We start from the raw sequence: 20571 nt of genomic DNA, 5'->3' as shown, positions 1-20571 counted from the left end.
TGTTGTTCACTTCCATCCCGCCCGTTTTTGTACCTCGCGCCATAATGCCTTCATCGTTCCGTTTTCCTCAGCCGTGTTTTCATCTCCAGTTTCACTTACTTCTTCAGATGTTGCATCCATCGCGGTTTCGACTTCTTCTTCCTCATCCTGGCTGACCTGCGCGACATCGATCACCTGATCGCCCTCATCCGGGTTGATCAAACGCACGCCCTGCGTATTGCGTCCAATCACGCTCACGTCCGCTACTTTCTGTCGGATCAAGATGCCATTCTGTGTTACAATCACCATATCGTCGCGGCTATCTTCCGTCACGCCCATCACCGATACCACAGGCCCATTGCGGTCTGTAGTTTTGATGTTGATCACGCCTTTACCACCCCGGTTTGTCAGGCGATACTCCGAAATTGGCGAGCGCTTGCCATATCCATTGGCACATATCGACAATAAATGAGATTGCTCTACAGCTTCAGGTTTAACGACGACCATGCCCACCACGACATCATCGCCTTGCAAAGACACGCCGCGCACGCCCTGGGAGTTGCGGCCCATAGCCCGCACTTTGTTTTCTTCAAAGTACACAGCTTGCCCTTGCTTTGTGGCAATGACTACCTGGTCGTCACCTCCCGTAATCGCGGCTTTGATTAGCTGATCGTCTTCCCGCACATTCATCGCAATAATGCCACCCTTGCGCGGGCGACTATAAGCCGATAGCGCGGTCTTTTTAGTCAGGCCCTTTCGGGTTATGGACAGCAGGTAGCGATCCTCATCAAATTCGCGTACTGGCACGACTTCAGCGACCTTATGCCCATAGGGGATATCTACCACATTGACAATGGGCCTGCCGCGCGCTTGACGCGTACCCCGCGGAATTTCATGCACTTTTAACCACACGCAGTGCCCGCGGTCTGTCAATACGAGGATATAACTGTGGGTGGATGCCACGAATAAGCTTTCTACAAAATCTTCATCCTTTGTTCGCATTCCCGTGATCCCGCGCCCGCCCCGGTTTTGTGCGCGATAGGTGGATACTGGAATGCGTTTGATGTATCCGTTGTGAGAAATGGTAATGACCATGTCTTCTTCGCGGATCAAATCTTCAATGCTGAACTCAGAGGCCGCGAACACGATTTCCGACCGCCGCTCGTCGCCGTATTTTTCGCGCATCACACCCAATTCGTCTTTGACTATTTGCATGCGCGATTCGCGGTTGTCCAGAATAGAGCGCAAGCGTTCAATCTCTTGCGTCAGTTCGGAATATTCGTCTTCTATCTTTTGTTGCTCCATGTTGGTCAATCGCTGCAGTGTCATGGACAGAATGGCCTGTACCTGGCGTTCAGACAATTGGTGTTGTTCTTCGGTCGATTGGAGTTGTCCTCTAGACAATTTGAGTTGTGTCAACGCACGCCGCGCTTCATTGGTATCTTTTGAACTGCGGATAATGCGGATTACTTCGTCGATATTGTCCTGGGCGAGTATTAATCCTTCCAGGATATGTGCGCGCTCTTCCGCTACTCGCAGTTCGTATTCCGTGCGTCGCTTTACGACATCGTGGCGGTGGTCGATATAGCACTGTAACATGTGCTTCAAGGTCACTTGTTGCGGCCGGCCGTTGACCAGCGCAACCATATTGGCCGCAAATGTCGATTCCAATTGGGTGTGTTTGTAGAGTTGGTTCAAGATCACATCCCCGACCACATCGCGTTTGAGTTCCACCACGATGCGCAGTCCATCGCGGTCGGATTCATCCTGAATATTTGAAATCCCTTCAATGCGTTTTTCGCGCACCAGATCCGCCATTTTTTCCAATAGCGTTGTCTTGTTCACCATATAGGGGATTTCTGTGATGATAATGGTTTCTCGACCGGTTTTATCTTCTTCTATATCGGCTTTTGCCCGGATTCGCAGATGTCCGCGCCCCGTCTGATAGGCGTCTAAAACGCCACCTATCCCATAAATGATGCCACCGGTTGGAAAGTCGGGTGCTTTGACATATTCCATCAATTCAGCGATATCCAATTCGGGATTGTCGATCAATGCGACAAGGCCATCGGCGACCTCCTGCAAATTGTGCGGCGGAATTGCCGTGGCCATTGTGGTGGCAATTCCCACAGCGCCGTTGCAAATCATGTTTGGAAACGCCGAAGGCAATACCTGGGGCTCTTCCAGGCGCTCGTCGTAGTTGGGGCGATAATCAACGGTCTCTTTCTCGAGATCGTTCAACATTTCTTGCCCCGGTCCGGCCATACGCGCTTCTGTGTAGCGCATTGCAGCGGGTGGATACCCGTCGATGGAGCCAAAATTACCCTGTCCATCTACGAGTGGATAACGCAACTTAAAATCCTGCGCCAGATGCACCAGCGTTGGATAGACAATGTCTTCACCGTGCGGATGATAATTGCCCGAAGCGTGACCGGCTATATGAGCGCATTTTCGATGCTGCCGGTTTGCGCCCAGACCGAGGTCATTCATCGCCACCAAAATGCGTCTTTGCGATGGCTTCATTCCATCGCGCACATCTGGCAACGCGCGATTGACCAGCGTGCTCATCGAATAATCGAGCATGGATTTCTTTAACTCATCGCCAATTTCAACCGGGATCACCCGCGATCGTTCTATCATCATTGTCTCATTGTCTCCTTTTTAAGGTCCCGACACATCTAATTCCGCTTCCAGTGCGTGTTCTTCGACGTATTTTCGCCTGGGCGCCACGTCATCACCCATAAACATTGAAAATGCGTGCTCGGCTTCCATTGTGTCTTCTTCTGTAACGATTAACACCGTGCGCGTCTCGGGATTCATGGTGGTTTCCCACAATTGTTCGGGATTCATTTCCCCCAGACCTTTGTAGCGCTGAACGGTCACACCTCTGCCTTCCTCGCCCAATTCTTCCAATATTCGGTCTCGCTCGGCATCGTCATAGGCATAGCGTTCTGTGCGCCCTTTTTTGACCAGATATAAGGGCGGTTGTGCGATGTACACGCACCCATCCAAAATCATCGGACGCATATAGCGGAAGAAAAACGTGAGCAACAAAGAGCGGATATGCGAGCCATCCACATCGGCATCTGCCATGATGATAATTTTGCCGTAGCGCAGTTTTTCCACGTCAAAGTCTTCCCCAACACCTGCACCGAGTCCCAAAATAACGGGTTGCAACTTGTCGTTGCCCAATACCCGATCCAGTCGCGTTTTCTCCACATTTAGCAATTTGCCCCACATCGGTAATATCGCCTGAAATGCGCGATTGCGCCCCTGCGCTGCCGAACCGCCAGCCGAGTCGCCTTCTACCAGAAAAATTTCTGTTTCTTCTTTGTTTTTTGAAGAACAATCCAATAGCTTACCCGGCAAGCCACCCCCTTCGAGTACGCCTTTGCGGCGCACGAGTTCGCGTGCTTTGCGCGCAGCTTCTCGCGCCCGAGCCGCGTCAATGGCTTTTTGCAAAACCTTTTTCACCATATTGGGGTTTTCTTCAAAGTACTCGCCCAGTTTTTCTCCTACCAGCGATTCAACAATGCCGCGCACTTCGCTGTTGCCCAGTTTTCTTTTGGTCTGTCCTTCAAACTGCGGTTCGGGTACTTTCACACTGACCACAGCGGTAAGTCCTTCGCGGGTATCTTCACCCGATAGCGCGAATTTTTCATTTTTGAACACATTGTTTTTGCTGCCATAAGTGTTTAATGTCCGCGTAAGTGCTGTTCTGAATCCGGTTTCGTGTGTCCCACCTTCGAGTGTGTGGATGTTGTTGACGTAGCTCAAAATATTTTGCTGATAAGAATCGTTGTACTGAAATGCCACTTCGGTAACCACGCCATCGCGTTCACCTTCAAAATGCACGGGATCATGGAGTGCTGAACGCCCCTCATCCATATATTCCACAAAGGCTTGCAGGCCGCCGTCATAGTGAAAAAGTTCTTCGAAGTCGTCGCGGTGATCTTTTAACGCGATGGTGAGTCCGCAGTTCAGAAATGCCAGTTCGCGCAGGCGATGCGCCACAATTTCCTGGCTGTATTCAACGGTTTCAAAAATTTCATCGTCTGGCTTAAATGTGGTCTTGGTCCCAGTGTTTGATCCCGCACCAATATCCTCTACTTCTGTAACGGGTACGCCGCGTTCATAACGCTGTGAATACACCCGCCCTTCAGGGTCAATGAGTTTGGAACACACTTCAACTTCACACCATTTTGATAGGCCATTCATCACAGAGACCCCTACGCCGTGGAGGCCTCCTGAAACCGCGTAATTTTTTTTGTCAAATTTGCCTCCCGCATGCAGCACGGTCATGACGACTTCCAGGGCAGAGCGATTTTCTTCTGGATGTTGATCCACTGGAATACCACGGCCATTGTCCGTTACTGTAACCGACCCGTCTTCATTGAGCGAAACTTCAATGCGGTCGCAATACCCCTCCATGGCCTCGTCAATGCTGTTGTCAACGACTTCCCAGATCAAATGGTGCAGCCCATTAACGCCTGTATCGCCAATGTACATTGCCGGGCGTTTTTGCACTGCTTCAAGACCTTTGAGAACTTGAATATCATCAGCGGTATATCCATTTTCAACTGCATCTGCCATATATGACTCCTGTGTAGAGAAACATTTTACCTATTTTAACCAGATTGTTTTTACAACATCACCGCCAACCTCGCGGTTCAAATTTCGACGTATAGTTTCGCATTGAAAGCGCAACCAGTGCCGCCATGTGGGGTTTTGTACTGAAACAGTTAATTGCCCTTGCTCCCACCGAAAGCCTTCAACTTGTGTTACAGCAGCAATATCTTCACCCACAATTTTTTTCCACAATGACAATACGCGCTGTTCTTTCAATTTTTCCGCAAGTCCCAGGCTATCTACCAACTGGCGAATGGCATCACCTGCGGAAATCGGGTCAGATGTTGGACCAGCCCGATACCTGTAAACACCGCTTTTGCGTCTGTCTGTCTCGGCATCCATTTTATTTACAATTTCAACAGCCGAAATCCGTGTTCTTCAAAATCCAAATCCGGATCGCGCGCTGAGGTTACGACCACCTGCCCAAAATCGGGAATGAGGTTCAATACGGCGTTTGCCCGTTTGGGATCGAGTTCTGAAAACACATCGTCCATCAACAAGACAGGGCGCCACCCGGTCTGTTGCTCTAAAAATGTGGCTTCGGCCAGTTTCCAGGAGAGCAGAACGGTTTTCAGTTGGCCCTGGGACGCGAATTGATGTACAGCTTTGTCGTCAAGTGTAAAAATCAGATTGTCGCGATGTGGTCCCGTAAGTGTATATCGCAGTTCGACTTCCTGTGGCAACCGGGTCGTCAGCGCGTCGAAGAGTATTTCCCTGCCCTGATCGCGCGTTTCCAGGGATATGGGGCTGCGGTAATTCGCTTTCATTTTTTCTGCTGTGGGCGCGATGGTCCGATAGTATTCAGATAGTAGATGTTGTATATCATTCAGCGCTTCGAGACGGCGAGATATTATGCGAGCACCTAAATTGGATAATTGCTCATTCCACGGTTCAACTTGTTCGGGATGTGATAACAATGCTGAACGGCGGTCTTTTAACAGCCGATTGCGCTGTGCCAACACGCGCTGATACCCTTCCAGATCAGCCAAATAGGACGCGCTTGATTGCGAAACGAGAATATCTAATATGCGACGGCGCTGCGCCGGTTCTCGCAATACGAGATCTACATCTTCGGGAGAAAATAAAACAGCGTTGAATGCGCCAATGAGGTCCGAAAGGCGGGGAAGAGAGGTCTCTGCAACAGAGGCTTGTTTCTTGCCAATGTGGGGATCGTAGGCAATGCGAATGGGGAAGGAACGATCTTCGCGCTCAATCTGGGCTTCGATCACAAAATAGTTAGCACCCCACCTGAGCACATCCCGATCTCTGGCACCGCGACCCGATTTGGCCAGTGCCAAAAAATACAACGCTTCTAAGACATTTGATTTACCGCGGGCATTATCTGCCCAGATTGCCGTTTTTGCCTGATCAAATGTAAATTCAGCATGCTCAAAGTTTCGAAAATTGGTGAGTTTAAGTGAGGAAACATACATCATTCATTGAGCCGCAAGGGCATAAGGAGGCAAAGATAGTCTTCGCCTTCGAGTTGTTCGCCAGGTCTGATGATTCCCGCGGCAACAGCGCTGTCGAGTTCAAAGAGCACTTCGTCACAATTAATGCGCCGGAGCACGTCTTGTAAATAGCCGGAATTATATCCAATAGTCATTTCATCTTCATCGTATTCAACGCCCATAGATTCGCGTGCTTCGCCTCCTATTTCCTGGCTGGTAGCTGATAATGCGAGTTCGTCCTTTTTGAGTTCGAGCCGCAACTGATGGGTCTGAGCACTTGCCAGAATGGATACGCGCCGCACCGCGGGCAGCAATTGGCTATTCGAAACGCGAAGGCGCTTGCCGTTGTTTTGGGGAATCACCTGTTCGTAATCGACATAGGGACCTTCAATTAGTCGAGAAAAGATCTGGATGGCGTCTTCGTCGCCCAGTGAAAAGAGCACATGGCTTTGCCCGAGTTGCACTTTTTGAAGATCTGATCCCCCGCCCATGAGTTTAACGACGTGATTCAGAGCATGAGGTGGAACAATGGCTTCTCTGTTTTGATCGGGTAGTCCATCTTGAATCCGCGAATATTTGACCAGGCGGTGACCATCGGTTGCCACCATGGTCATGCGTCCATTGCCAACCTGCCAGAGCACGCCTGTGAGCACCGGACGCGTTTCATCGCGAGACACGGCAAAGATCGTTTTAGAAATCATTTCGCCGAGGACATTGCTATCGGCCGAAGCCTCCTGAGCCTCCTCATCTTCATCGGACAGAAACCCGATCTCGGGACCGTCAATCTCCGTTGGCAGATCGGGAAAGTCGTCAGCTGGTACCGACATCAAGGCATACGTTCCTTCGGCACCACTTTGGCGCTGAAGCGTTACACGACCTTCTTCTGCGGTGAGGGATAGGGATTCTTCGGGCAACTCGCGCACAATTTCTGAGAATTTGCGCGCTGGCACCGTTGTTGCCCCGGCGTCTTCAATGGTGGCTGAAAGTTTGCATGTTATTGATATATCGAGATCTGTGGCACTCAAACACACATCGCTACCATTGTTTGCATCAATCAGGATATTGGACAATACTGGCAATGCGGTTTTGGAGGGCACGATATCGATCACAGCCTGGATACCTTTGAGGAGTTCATCTTTTTCTATTGATACTTTCATGAATGCGTCTCTCCCAAGCGCATGAAGCCCTTTGTGAATGATTTTTTGGGGTGTTGTATAGCGCGTTTTTTTGAGGTCAAAAGTGGATGATTTTTTGTTCAATTACAGACATCATAATTTACTGAATTTTAACGATTTTGTCAACCTTGCTTTTTGTCCGAAAACCCTCTGTGTCCCAAAGAGTTGTCAGGAAAAAAAAGAACAACTTAAATGGTTAAAAATTCACGTCTTGCCGTCAGCCACAAGCCCTTTGCAAAAATCGTTTCGCCGGTGAATTTCGCCCAGTGTCTGGCATAGGTGTTCACCTGGTCGGCTGTTTGTTCACACAGTGCCTGTACATCTTCATCGGTTTTCACTGCATTGGTTTTGTAATCGACGATTTTCCATCCTCCGGGCAGGCGATAGACCAGGTCGATGACGCCGCGAATAATTTCGCTGGCGTTGTTCTTCGCTTGCGATACCGCAAAGGGGACTTCGGTATAGACGGTTTCCGAGGCCTGTATTTCCGTCCATATTTCCGAGTTGCGAAATTGCTGCAATGCATCCAGTGCGTTCGGTAAAAACTCGGCGTCTGCACCTGCCTCCTGTAGCAAATGTATGACATAAGGTGTGGGATCATCGGGCAATCGCATGTTGATGGCGTCGTCGAATATCCGGTGGATTACGGTGCCATACGCAGCGCCTTTGCCTGCTGCTGATCGCTCTTCGTCCGTATATGTGATGTCCGCCCGGTCATCTGTTACCTGTATTACTTCAAAGGATTGTTTTTGCACGGTTTTCCAGAATTGATCTCTTTGTACTCGTTCTATTTCTACAGATGGTGTTTTGGTTGATGGGGTTTCTGGGGTGGGTTGCGGTGAATGGTCGCCGTGCGCCAGTTCGGGCACGTTTTTTAGATGGGGATAGAGCGGCGACCACGGTCCATGGTCGGGTTTTTCCTCGTAGGTGGATACTACGAGCAAATTTTCTGCGCGCGTTGCCGCTACGTAGAGCAATCGCAGTTCTTCACCTTGCAAAAATCGCGTTTCTTCGGCTTCGGCGTCTTCCCAACCCACAGGTTCGGCGACGACTTCGCGCTGATATGGCCCGCGGGGTTTTGTAATGGGTAATGCCAAAAAGGGTTCGTCGCTGGTGCGGGATACGTGAAACTCGGGACCATAGCGCGTGTAACTCGTGTCATAGGGGTCGGCGAGGAAGACGATTTTGCCCTGTAATCCCTTAGCTTGATGGAGGTTCATCAATCGCACGACGTCTTCCTGTGCGGAGGGGATGGACATTTGTTCAATTTTGTAGTCTCTGTCGTCAATGAGGGCGCGCAGTTCGGTCACCACCTGCCCCCAGTGCAATCCCTGCGCGCTCCATTCGCGGACGAGAGATAAGATGCGGATGAGATTGCCGGCATGAGTTTCTCCTCTGGGCAGAGTGCGCACAAAAGGCAGGAGGCCGAGTCTTTGTACACAGCGCGCTATGGCAGTATCTGGCGATAGGGATTGCAACCATTTCGACGCTTTTTTTAAATGGTCATACGCTTGCTCGAATAGTCGGTGTAATTCTGGATCCATTCCTTTGGCCAGATCGCGTGTCCAGTTGAAATCACCGCCTGCTTTTTTGAATGCATAGAGGGCATCATCTCCCAGGCCGACGAGATCCCCCCGCAAATAGGCGAGTAGTGGTAGCGGATTGTCGGGCATATAAACGGTTTCCAAAAAATCCGCGAGTGTGTGCAATACGTCTGCTTCACCCAGGCGATCACCACCCGTGATTTCAAAGGGGATACCGTGTTCCTCCAGTGCCTGGGCGTAATGGGACAAATAGCCAGAGGTACGCGTTAAGATGAGAAAGTCGCCCGGCGATGCGCTGACCGCTTCTCCATTAATTTCCGTTTTGCCTTCTATGGCAGCTGCGATGAAGTTTGCAATCCGCGCGGCGTCTTCCTCTGCGATCTGGCTTCGGCTGTTGCGATAGACTTTGTCGATTGAGATTCGGTGGACCGCCATATTTTCACCATTGGGTCTGTATTTGAATAGCGGAGCAAATTCGGCTTGATAGGGTTTTTCATGCGCGGTGAACAGGGGTTCAAATGCCGCGTTGATCCAATCGCAGAGGTGACCCAGTGAGCGAAAGTTCGTGTTCAGGTTGACGATATCGCCATTGGTATTGTCAATGCGGTTGCGGACGAGGTCAAAGGTTTCGACATCCGCGCGGCGAAAGCGATAGATTGATTGTTTGCCGTCGCCTACTAAAAATAAGCTGCCCGGGCGGGGTGTGATTTTGCGCCAATCGGTTTCTTGCAGGTTTTCGCCGGTTAAATACAGCAATATTTCGGCCTGGATGGGATCGGTATCCTGAAATTCATCTACGAATAGACAGCGATATCGATCTTGAAAGTGACGGCGCACTTCGGGGTGGTCGCGCAGTAATCGTGCGGCGAGTTCGAGCAGGTCCTGGAATGTGAGGCGGCCGGATTCGCGGCGGGTTCTGGCGTATTCTGCAACTGCATCATCGACAAAGGGGGCAGCGAATCGGTAGATGTATTGCCGCCATCTGGTGAGGGTGGGGTCGAGTATTTCGGTTTGAAATTCGGGTAATAAGGTGTCTCGCAAGTATTTTGCAAAATCCTGGTTGGGCGTCCAGCTTTTGAGGGTGACACCGAGGTTTCCGCTGAGTATTTTCAGGAGTTCGATGCGATCCGCGTCGGTGTGAATCCCCCGGTTCGACAGGAATAATCGCGCGCGGGACAATGCTGTCTGGAGGGCATCGCGTCTGCCGGAAAGTGGATCGGGGATATGGGCTTCCGTGCGTTGCAGAAAGGCTTCAAGTTGTGAAACTGCGGTCGATAAATCGGGTTTTTGTACTGGTTCGCTTACGAGCGGTACATCGCTGAACTGGTAGCGTCTTTGAAAAAATCCATACAGGTCTTCCGGGCGCAGGCCCAGTTCTTCAAATTTGACGAGTTGCGGGTCTTCGGATAGAAAACGCTGCTGGACAAATTGATCCCACGCTTCGCGGCGCATGACGGCTTCTTCGCGTTCTTCGACTTCTGAAAAGTCGGGTGGCAGGCTCGCTTCAACGGGTCGTTCTCGCAATAATTGGCCGCAGAATGAGTGTATGGTGCCAATAAAGCATTGATCTACTTTTTCGAGTGCGTTTTGAATGCGGTCCAGGTCCTCACCGCCTGCGTTTTTGGCACGCGATTTTAATTCACTGAAAAATCGCCCGCGCATTTCACCCGCTGCTTTGCGCGTGAAGGTGATTGCAGATAGTTGATCTACGGGTACGACACCTGTTTGCACCGCGTTCACCATCCGCTGCACCAGCGCATGGGTTTTTCCCGCACCCGCTCCTGCGAGCACCATCATATTGCGATCCAGTGCTTCGGCAATTTTATCGCGTGCTTGTTGATCTTGAAGGGTCATATTCCCATCCAGCGATTGAGGCTGTCCAGCAAGAGTGCGAAGTCGGGGTCGTCGTCCATTGTTTCACGCGCGTCGGCGAGGGCGTTGGCGTCCAGGCGTTCTTTGCTGCAGACGCGGTTGTAGATGCAGTAGTCGCATTCCTGGGATTTCTGTATGTGAAAAAAGCCGCCCTTCTCTACCAGTTCGAGCAGGGGGCGCAACACATTGGCGAGTGTTTCGGGTGCTGGCGGCGTTTCTGAAAGCCTGCGGCCGTGTTCTCTGTCGCCGGGAAAGACGTAACCGGATAATTGTACGCGTCCAGGTTCGCGTTGTTGTCTCAAGATCGAATTCAGAGCATAAGCGTACAGTGCCCATTGCAAATGCGTGCCGCGTTTGAGCAGGTCCCGTTCGTCGTATTGTGCCATGGATCCAGTTTTGTAATCCCAAATTACAAAGTTGTCTTCGACTCGATCTACGCGGTCAATACGCCCGCGGATGCGAATCGCGACGTCTTCTGTGAGTTCGAGTGTCACAGGGGGTTCGCAATTCAGCCCGCCCGATTCTCCAAATCCAAAGCTCACTTCAAATCCGATGGGGTCGGCGTTTTTTTCATCGGACTCGACGGATAGAAATACTTGCGCGGCTTGCGATAGGCGTTTGACGTCGGCGCGATACGCTGCTTCGTGTTCAACGGGATGGGTTTCTTTTTTTGCTTCTATTTCTCGTTCTAAGATTTTACGAATTAGCGTTTCGTGTCGTTCGCGGTCGGGGCGTTCGCCCCGCGCTTTCAGGGTTTGCATGAATTTGTGGAATAAGCTGTGTAATAACGCGCCAAAAGACAGGGGGTCGAGCCATCGCGTGGGGTCGGTTTCGGTTTTTTCTATGGGTTGTATTTCGAGTACGTAGTTCAAAAAATACCGGTACGGACATCGGGCGAGCATTTCCAGTTTTGAGGGTGAAAAGATGCGGTGCTGTGCGGTAATCGCCAATTCGGGTGTGGGCTTGCCGAGCCAGCCATCATAGGTCGTCAATCCGTCCCATTCGCGATTGCGGCGCGCCTTTTGTCCTGCGACCAGATGGGGGAAGGTCTGATGCACAACGGATTCGTAGTCGGCTGAGGCGTGGTGCGCTATCAGTGCCTCTGCGTCGTCCAGCGCCTGTGTAGATGTTTGGGGCAAAGTGGGTGCAACAGGTATAGGGTTGATGTTCATCTGTTCGGCGGCTTGCTGAAAGAGGGCGGCGGGATAGCGTTCCCGGCTGTCGGATAGGCTTCGATGGCAGGACAATAATGTCACTTTGCTATATGCCATGCCCAATACGCGGATGAGATGCCACACTTGCTCGGCGGGTCGCTTGCGGCGCAATTCCAGTTCATCGGATACGCCCGAGCGCTCGCCATCTAATAGTATTGGGTCTTCTGTTGCGCCACCGGGGAAGGTGGCTTCGTCCAGGCCTGTGATGTAAATATGTGCGCGATTGGTGTATCCCGCGCGCGAAAGCGGGGCTATTGACAGATGTCCGGATTTGGCTGCTTCGGCTTTAAAAGAGAGGTTGGCGATCAATTCAGATAGACGGTTTGCCAGTCGGCGTACAGGTGCTTTGCGGCGCACGGATTGGGCCACGTGGTGCAGGCGATCCCGGATCGCGGTGAGGACCTCATCTTCGGCGTTTGCAAAGTGCGCGAGAAATTGCAAGCCAGCATTGACCAATGCACCGAGCGATACACGGGGTCCGCTGGGGATGAGATCGAATAAGCGTTTGAGTTCTTCTTCAACGGCTTCGATTTCCTCAAGGGTTAATCCGCGATGGTCGGTTTCCGAGTTTTCACTGTCTCTATGGCGCAGGTCGGCTTTTATCTGGTTCAGAGCAGTAAAATAACGCCGAGGACCTTCACCTTCGCCAATATGCGCGTGTTGGAGGACGGTTGCAATTACAGGTGCGCCTTCGGTGGCGATCAGGCCCGCGCGGCACATCATTACGAGTTCGTCAGAGGGGTATCCCACGCCTACCCACCGGTAAAAGTTCACCAGTGCGCGACCGGTTCGGGTTGTCGAAACAGGTATGCCTTCGGCAAATGTGGCGGGCAGCCCATATCGCTGAACCGCATCGCACAACAGGCTCACATAGGGCATTTCTGAGGTGTATGCGATTTCGACGGTGTCCAGGGGTATGGTTCCCGATCTTATGTCGCGCAATACGGTGCTGATTTCTGTTTCGGTGCCGAGGGTTTCGCACAGTTGAATTTGAGATTTGTCTCTGGGGTTTAATCTCGATTTAGATATGTTTCCGCCCACTCCGATTTTGCCTGTGTTGGCGGGATAGGGTGCTTTGGGAAAGCGTTTTGTCGCACTGTGTGGCGGGGACGATACACCCGTATTATTTCGCCCGATGCGGTAGATATAACCCTTTGTTTTTTCGCTGAGATAGTCGAATGCCAGTTTAGGTAATGGAGTTTCATCGAGGATGGCATAGTGTGTATTTTTTTGGGGCAGATGGGTTTTTTGATGGTTCAATGCATGTCGATACAATACGGCGTTGTCGTAGAGGTGGTCTCTTTCAAATGTCGCACAATACGTCTGGTAAAGATGCCGTAATACCTGATGCCGCGTGCCTTTCTCAGAAAGCGAGTCGGTTTCCAGTTCCAAACCCGCTGCACGCAGGACGCGCAATGTGCGCAGAAAAGGTCGCGCGAGCGCAGTGGCTTGTTGCGCGAAGTACTCATCATCGATTTCGCGCACGACCCGGGGGATGATTTCGTCCAGCCAGAATAAGTCCGCGTCTTGCGCCATGCGCGCATGTCCTTCTGCGATGAGATGGGCACCCGCATCTTTTTCCGCGAGGCTGCGCGGGGTTTCGATTTGCAAGTTCAGCCACGAATATCCCGTTGCCGCAAGTGCGAGTGTCAGGTCGTGCCCTGCGGTCATGGTGGGGACGATCAGGACTTTTGCGTCGATTGGATGCGCGTCACAGAATGCTTTTATTTGTGCGAGGTGGTATTGCATGGGACTATTCCTCACTCATATCGCAATGTCTCGGTGGGATTTGTTCGGGCGGCTTTCCACGCCTGCGTGCTTACGGTTAATAGCGCGATTCCCAATGTGAGGAGGCTTCCGAGGACGAATGGGGTTGCGCTGAGTTCAATCCGATAGGCAAAATGCTGCAACCACCGGTCCATCGCCAGATAAATAATCGGATAGGCGATCAAATTTGCTATTCCAACGAGGATGATAAAGTCTCTGCACAGCAGGATTATCAGATTCCAGACGGATGCGCCCATTGTTTTGCGTATGCCTATTTCTTTTGTGCGCTGTTCTGCGGTGAAAGCTGCCAATCCCAATAGGCCCAGACACGCGACAAAGATCGCGATGACAAATGCCGCGCTGAATATTTGTCTCGTGCGCTGGTCGTCCCGATACCAGCGTTCCAACTGGTCGGACGCAAAGGCGATTTCGGGCGAGCGGGTGGGAAGAAATTGCGTCCAGGTGCGTTGTAGAAATGCCATTGTTTCTGAGAGTCCTTGCGGTCGAATCCGCATGGAGAGGTGGCTGAGGCGATACCACGCGGCTGTGATGACCAGTGGTTCGATGGTTTCGTAGAGGGGCCGATAGTGAAAGTCTTTGACCACGCCGATCACATGTCCTTTTCGAACGTGTGAGTTCAGTATTTTTCCTATGGGGTCTGTCCAGCCAAATACTTTTACTGCCGTTTCGTTCAGGACGAATAATTCGCCGGGTTTGCCGCGTCTTTCCCACGCGCGTTCTGCGTACGTGCGGTCGTAATTTCGCCCGGATAGCAGGGGAATGTCGTAGCAGTCTATAAATGCCTCGTCTGCGCCAAATACCCGCACTTCAACGCCCCGGTCCGGGTCGCCTTCCGGGAAGAACCACTCGCGATTAGGCCAGCTGTTTCCCGGCAAATGCGATGTTGCCGATACGGTTGTGATGTTCGGGTGTTGTGAGAATGCGTCTTTTATTTGCAGATATCGCTTTTGCAACTGTCCGCCATCGCTTTGATATCGGTCTTGTCGAAAGATTGAGGCGACGACGACTTCATCTTTGTTAAATCCCAGGTCTTTTTCCCGTATCAATCGCATTTGATCGGCTACAATGATGGTTCCTATGATTAATATAATCGAAATGGCAAATTGCAACACGACAAGTCCTTTTCGCACGCGGGCCGGGGCTGATCCGGCTTTGATTGCTCCGCCTTTCAATACGGTCGCGGGTTCGAATGCGGAGAGGTAGAGTGCGGGATAGCTTCCGGATAATAGCCCGACGAACAGGGTGATTCCCAGGATCCAGAGGGTTAATCCGCTGTTCAGGGTGAGGTTTTCTTGCACAAATGCGCTGAACGGGGGTAGTGCGAGATATACCAGTCCGAGGGCTATACAGGCCGATAGGGCGGATAAGAGGAGGGATTCTCCAAGGAATTGCTTTATGAGATGCGAGCGATACGCGCCCACGACTTTTCGGAGTCCCACTTCTTTTGCACGGCTGGCGGATCGGGCTGTGGAGAGGTTCATGAAGTTGATACAGGCTATTGTGAGGATAAAGAATCCCACGAGTCCCAGCAGATAGATCTGCTGTATGTCCTTGTAGGGTCTTCCCGCGTCGCCGGTAAATCCGGGCATATCGATTTTGGAATACAGGTGCATGCGCGAGACGGGATGGAGATAATAGCGCACGGTTTCGCTTTCGTCTTCTGCGATTTCCGCATAGCGTTCGACGAGTTCCGGCAATTTGCGGGCGATGTCTTCGGGATTTGCTCCGGGTTTCAGGCGCAGGTACGTGTTTGCCGGGCGCGAGTACGCTGGCGGCAACCAGTGATCCCACGATCTGCGCTGGCGAACGCCCTGTGGCATGGTGGCGGTGATGAAGTCATATTGAAACCGCGAGTTGTGGGGTGCTTGCCGAATGACGCCAGTGATTTGATATGTGCCGCCAAATAGGTTGTGATCTACTGTGATTATTTTGCCGATTGGATTGATGGTTCCGAAGAATTTTCGTGCGATGGATTCTGTTATAACTACTGAAAATGGGTCTTGTAATACGGTTTGGGGATCGCCTATCAGGACTTCTATGCCGAAGAACGCGAATACGTTGGGGTCGCTTAACCAGAACATCTGTTGAAGCGATTTTTCCCCGGCGGTTATCCATCTGAGACCCGCCCAAAAGCGTGTGGCGTCTTCTATTTCTGGAAATTCTTCGGTCAGTACGGTTGCCAGTGGTCCCTGTTGCCCCGTGTTCCACGCTATCCGCCCGTTTGCATGGCGGGTTTGTTTCATGACGCGGTAGGTGCGCGCTACTTCTGGGCGAAACCGGTCGTAGCTCAGTTCATAGGAGATGTAGATCGCGAGCAATACCGCACACGCCATTCCAAGTGCCAATCCCGACAGGTTGATCAATGAATAACCCGGGTGTCTCAACAGGTTGCGGACGGCGATGGTGAGGTAGTTTTTTGCGAGGCAGAGGGTTTGTTTCATGGGATATAGGTGTGAAGCGTGATCCGCAGATGACGCAGAAAAAAACGCGAGTAACTTGAGCGTTTTTCGCAGATAAAAAAGAGAGGCTGGGGGATGGTTGGACGTTAGTGGTTGTCATCGCGGCATGGTGTCAAGCCGCGACCCAGAAGGTTTTGACCATCCCGACCAGCACAACGCAGTCATCCAATTCTTTTTTATCATACTCAGAGTCTTTCATTCGTTCAAGGGTTTTTCGTTGAACTGCTATCGCAGACCTGCATGAATCACTCGCCTTCATATACCATTTAGAACCCTTACTGATCGCTGTGCAGGGTTTTAAGTTGCTACAGATTGTGGTTTACCTTATTCTTTTCACGATTGATTCCCGCGTCTGTTGTTAAACTTTACAGGCGATCAGCCTTGCTCAGAGGCAGATGGGTGGGAGCTATACGCGGAGCACAACACCAGTAAAAACCGATCACTATGTGTGGTGGAGGTATCGGTATGAGAATACGATTAAAAAATCTTGGCATCTTAAAGCATGCGGAATTTTCGCTGGGAGATTTAACCATTATATGCGGTGAAAATAACACCGGCAAAACATATATGGCTTATGCACTGTACGGTTTCTTGCGGTCCTGGCGTGAACTTATTGATTTTTCGATTAGTGATGCTCAGATACAAAGATTGCTTGCAGATGGTGTTCTCAATATCGACTTATCACAATATGTGAAAACAGCAAATCAAATTCTTGCGGAGGCCTGTGAGAAGTATAGGGATAAACTGGATGAAGTTTTTGCGGCAACAGAAGGCCGGTTTGGTAACAGTGAATTTCACATTGAGATAGAAATTCCTGATATACTTGGTATAGAATATAAACGCGAAATGATGTCCACTGATGGTGATAATTGGAACCTCGACGAGGATTGGCACTTTAGCTGTTTAAAAAGAAAAGAGAGTCAAGAGGTAATATTCACTTTGCAGGCAAAAAAGAAAAGCCGGAGAAGGGAAATGCTTTACAGTATTGCAAACAGGTTTATTCATCATAGGATTAGCGATATTATTTTTTCTCAATCCCTACCTTTTCCCTTTATCACTTCAACCGAGCGCACGGGTGTGGCTATTTTTCGGAGAGAACTAAATTTTGCTCGCAACCGTCTGCTTGAAGATATGGCGCAGGCGAACAAAGTGGCTGATTCTCGGGATTTGCTATCCAAAGGGTACCAAAATTATCCTTCGCCAATAGAAGCCAATGTAGAGTTTATAGGCCAGCTTGAATACATTTCAAAAAGAAAAAGTTTTATCACTAAAGAACATCCCGATGTATTGGAAGAATTTGCGGATATTGTCGGTGGCGATTACAGTATAACACAAAATGACCAGCTATATTATATCCCCAGAGGGACGGGGATCAGATTGACGATGGACCAAAGCTCAAGTGCTGCGCGTTCATTGCTGGATATGGGTTTTTATCTGCGCTATGTCGCCCATAGGGGAGATCTGTTTATGGTAGATGAGCCGGAGTTAAACCTTCATCCAAAAAATCAACGTCGCATTGCCAGACTTTTTGCCCGTCTGGTGAATTTGGGGATTAAAGTCTTTGTAACGACCCATAGCGATTACATCGTCAAAGAGCTAAATACGCTTATCATGCTTAATCACGATAAGCCGCACTTAAAAAGAATTGCGAAAGAAAACGGGTATCGGAATGATGAGTTGATCCGTTCAGATCAGGTTAAAGTGTATATGGCGCAAGAAGCATTGGTGCCATTAGAAGAAGGGCAAAAGAGGCGCAGAAGAGGTCATACGCTTGTGGAGGCCGATGTTGATCCAGAACTTGGCATTGAAGCCCCCAGTTTTGACGAGACTATTGAGAAAATGAACAGGATTCAGAGGGATATTGTGTGGGGTGGGGAGTAAGATTGTGAATGATATAGAAATATTACAGGAAATGCTCATCTCTCAGGCGCAGGTTCCATTGCAACAGGAGCAAGGTAGGCTCTCTGTCGAACTAACCGACACGCAAGCTAAAACAACGGTTGTTATAAAAGAACTGCCTTATGACTCAATTGTTATCAAAACGGACGTTTTTGAACTTAGACGGGCTTTCTTTGCAGGTTCAAAGGACGAACGCAGGCGAGCGGATTTCGTGATTGTATCCAATGAAGATACGAAAAAGTGGATTATCTGTATTGAAACAAAAAAAGGCAACATCCAAAAAAGTGAAGTTGTTGCACAATTACGAGGCGCGCGATGTGTTATGGATTATTGCAAATCTATAGGAAGGGAATTCTGGACAGCAAAGGGATTTCTCGAAGGTTATGAGTACCGATTTGTAGGTATAGCACATATTAACGTTCCAAAACAACCGACGCATTCTACTCTCGACATTCAGTCCCAGGGAGAATTACATAGCCGTCCTGATGTTTTTCTACAAATTTTAGGGAGTTCGAATCTCTCTTTTAGCAATTTAATTGATGAGGCATCCTGATAGCACGACACCCAAACTTTCCCCAATCTCCGCACGAATTAATTATACGAAATCTCGAAACATCACATTGTATCCATACGAATAACTTTACGACGACGTACTTCGACCTTTGTGATATTTTTTAACGTCCATTCTTCTGGCTCACCTCCTCGTCGGCCATACCGAGCATAAAAATGTATAATATCCCCTTCAGTAATGTACTCAGCCCATTTTCCTTTACTCACAGATGTATAAGTACATGTAATAGATTCTCCAAATGTGCCATAATGAAATAGCACTCGTGTATCTGATACTTCTCCGCACTTATCACAAATTAAAAACACATCGGATAAACGCACCATTTCCAATTGTTCCGGTCCCTTAAACCAATAATTCGGTTCTTTGTAAATTTTTTCAACTGTGGCACAAAAGCGTTGTCTGGGCATCTTGTTTGTCCTCGCAACAGGATAAAATGATAATACAGAAAAATTTTCGCTGTGCTGTACCAATTCTAAATTTTTTCTGTGTATCCCTGTATGTTCGGACAAAATATCCAATGCTTCTTTTTCACCCCAACGACCCTCTATATCTACCAGCCACCTCTCAGGCAACAATCCGTCAATCACAGGATAAAAACCAAGTTTTTCTGGTTCTTTTTCCACATGTCCCAAATATTTTCCCGTCGTATTATCCCTTAATCCATACATACCAGATTCAAAATTTGAATTAGAAAAAGAAAGTGTTTTTTTGCTCATGTGAGACCCTCAATGTGTACAAACATCAAATCCTATCTACTTTCCACACCTTCCATCTTACCCTGACACATCGGACGTTTTGTCTTTTTAATCTTAGTTAGAGAGATATATTCTTTCAAGGTATTTTTTCGACGAGGGGAGCAGATCGATGGAATACGGTAGCCCGATTTTATACAAGCGCGTGGAGATCCCGCCTGAGTTCTGCGTTACAGCAGAGGAGGGGACCTATGGCGGGGATATCCGGATGGGCGATCTCGAGGGAAAGGGACGGGCGGATTTTCTGGTGTACCGGTCGGTTGACGATGCGCATGACGGCGGGGGCATGAAGCCGTGTTTTCTCGGTGCTTTTACCGCGGATGGTGAGGTTCTGTGGCAGATGGGAGAGGGTGGCGTCCAGCCCAGCCGACCCGGTCCTGTCGCTATTTGCGATATTGATGGCGATGGCAGAGATGAGGTTATTTGTTTTTTTCTCGATCCTGCGGTTGAGGCCGATCCCGATTCGATGGCAAATGTGGTTGTTCAGATTCGGGATGGGAAGACTGGCGATCTCAAGCAGCAAGATAGTCCCGGTGAGTTGCGGTCGTGTCGGGGACGGGGGGCGAATTGGGTTCACCAGCGCATTATGATTGCCAATTTCCGCGGAACCGATACGCCTCGAGACTTTGTGATTAAGCTCGGGGGCAAGGTTATTGCTTTTGATGAGGATCTTCAGGTGCTCTGGACCTATGAATCCAGGTGGACAGAGTACAGTCGATGTCCGGCGTACATTCCTTCGGTCGGAGATATTGATGGCGATGGTAGGGATGAGGTCAATGGCGGGTATTTTCTGTTAGACAACGATGGGACGGTGCTCTGGGAGAAGCAACTTGGATGGAATATGGATTCGGTGTCTATCGCGGAGTGGGATAATGGGCAGGTGCGCGCCATTTGTTCCGGGTTTGGGCATGTGATGGATGGTTGTGGGAATGTGGTTCTGCGTCTCGGCGAGGAGAAGGTTCCTCACGGTCAGGAGGTGAGGGTGGCGCGATTTAACGCGCGCGATCCGTCTCCCCAGATGGTGATTCGATATCTGGGGCATAACACGGATGTGATGGTTGTGGATACCAAGGGGAATTGTCTCAATGACTTCCGCCTCAATCCTTCGCCTAACAATACCGGTATGGAGGTTGTGTACTGGAATGGATCAGACGCGCCTGCGCTTCTGTACAATGGTGGGATGCTGTGGGAGCCTCTTGAGGGAGTCTCTACCCCACTGCCGGGACTTCCGGACCCCA

At 50.1% G+C, this 20571-nt stretch carries 12 protein-coding genes; 3 read left to right on the top strand and 9 right to left on the bottom strand.

Annotation, left to right across the window (positions count from 1 at the left end):
- Positions 1-6: 6 nt before the first annotated feature.
- The 8 genes from gyrA to OXG87_00245 all read right to left on the bottom strand — a co-directional run bounded on the left by gyrA (position 7) and on the right by OXG87_00245 (position 16093).
- Entirely contained in the window at positions 7-2619 is a 2613-nt protein-coding gene (gyrA, locus tag OXG87_00280) for a DNA gyrase subunit A (protein MCY3867954.1), read from the bottom strand.
- Positions 2620-2640: 21 nt separating this feature from the next.
- Positions 2641-4572, bottom strand: a complete 1932-nt coding sequence (gene gyrB / locus OXG87_00275; protein MCY3867953.1) for a DNA topoisomerase (ATP-hydrolyzing) subunit B — start codon at positions 4570-4572, stop codon at positions 2641-2643.
- Between the two features lie 30 nt (positions 4573-4602).
- The gene (locus OXG87_00270) at positions 4603-4950 is read right to left on the bottom strand and encodes a DUF721 domain-containing protein (GenBank protein ID MCY3867952.1); all 348 of its coding nucleotides are present in this window, start codon (positions 4948-4950) and stop codon (positions 4603-4605) included.
- Positions 4951-4955: 5 nt separating this feature from the next.
- A complete protein-coding gene (gene recF, locus OXG87_00265; protein MCY3867951.1) occupies positions 4956-6044 on the bottom strand; it encodes a DNA replication/repair protein RecF in 1089 nt (362 codons plus the stop codon).
- The gene (dnaN, locus tag OXG87_00260; GenBank protein MCY3867950.1) at positions 6041-7216 is read right to left on the bottom strand and encodes a DNA polymerase III subunit beta; all 1176 of its coding nucleotides are present in this window, start codon (positions 7214-7216) and stop codon (positions 6041-6043) included. The genes recF and dnaN overlap by 4 nt, the downstream gene beginning before the upstream one ends.
- A 206-nt stretch (positions 7217-7422) precedes the next feature.
- Positions 7423-10632, bottom strand: coding sequence for a UvrD-helicase domain-containing protein (locus tag OXG87_00255; protein MCY3867949.1), 3210 nt, complete (start codon positions 10630-10632; stop codon positions 7423-7425).
- Positions 10629-13613, bottom strand: a complete 2985-nt coding sequence (locus tag OXG87_00250) for a PD-(D/E)XK nuclease family protein (protein ID MCY3867948.1) — start codon at positions 13611-13613, stop codon at positions 10629-10631. Before OXG87_00250 ends, OXG87_00255 begins: the two co-directional genes overlap by 4 nt.
- An 11-nt stretch (positions 13614-13624) precedes the next feature.
- A complete protein-coding gene (locus OXG87_00245) occupies positions 13625-16093 on the bottom strand; it encodes an ABC transporter permease (GenBank protein ID MCY3867947.1) in 2469 nt (822 codons plus the stop codon).
- 483 nt (positions 16094-16576) lie between these two features.
- Between OXG87_00245 and OXG87_00240 the strand changes: the two genes are divergently transcribed.
- A complete protein-coding gene (locus OXG87_00240) occupies positions 16577-17992 on the top strand; it encodes an AAA family ATPase (protein MCY3867946.1) in 1416 nt (471 codons plus the stop codon).
- 4 nt (positions 17993-17996) lie between these two features.
- On the top strand, positions 17997-18563 hold the full coding sequence (locus tag OXG87_00235) for a hypothetical protein (protein ID MCY3867945.1): 567 nt from the start codon (positions 17997-17999) through the stop codon (positions 18561-18563).
- Positions 18564-18625: 62 nt separating this feature from the next.
- On the opposite strand, the gene OXG87_00230 is transcribed toward OXG87_00235, so the two are convergent.
- Positions 18626-19297 (bottom strand): hypothetical protein, encoded by a 672-nt coding sequence (locus tag OXG87_00230; protein MCY3867944.1) that lies wholly within the window; start codon positions 19295-19297, stop codon positions 18626-18628.
- Positions 19298-19445: 148 nt separating this feature from the next.
- Between OXG87_00230 and OXG87_00225 the strand changes: the two genes are divergently transcribed.
- Positions 19446-20571, top strand: a 1126-nt coding sequence (locus OXG87_00225; GenBank protein ID MCY3867943.1) for a hypothetical protein, incomplete at its 3' end; no start/stop codon positions are given.

It is taken from the genome of Gemmatimonadota bacterium, from assembly GCA_026706845.1.
Lineage (GTDB): Bacteria > Latescibacterota > UBA2968 > UBA2968 > UBA2968 > VXRD01.
This window is presented reverse-complemented; position numbering and strand designations above follow the sequence as displayed.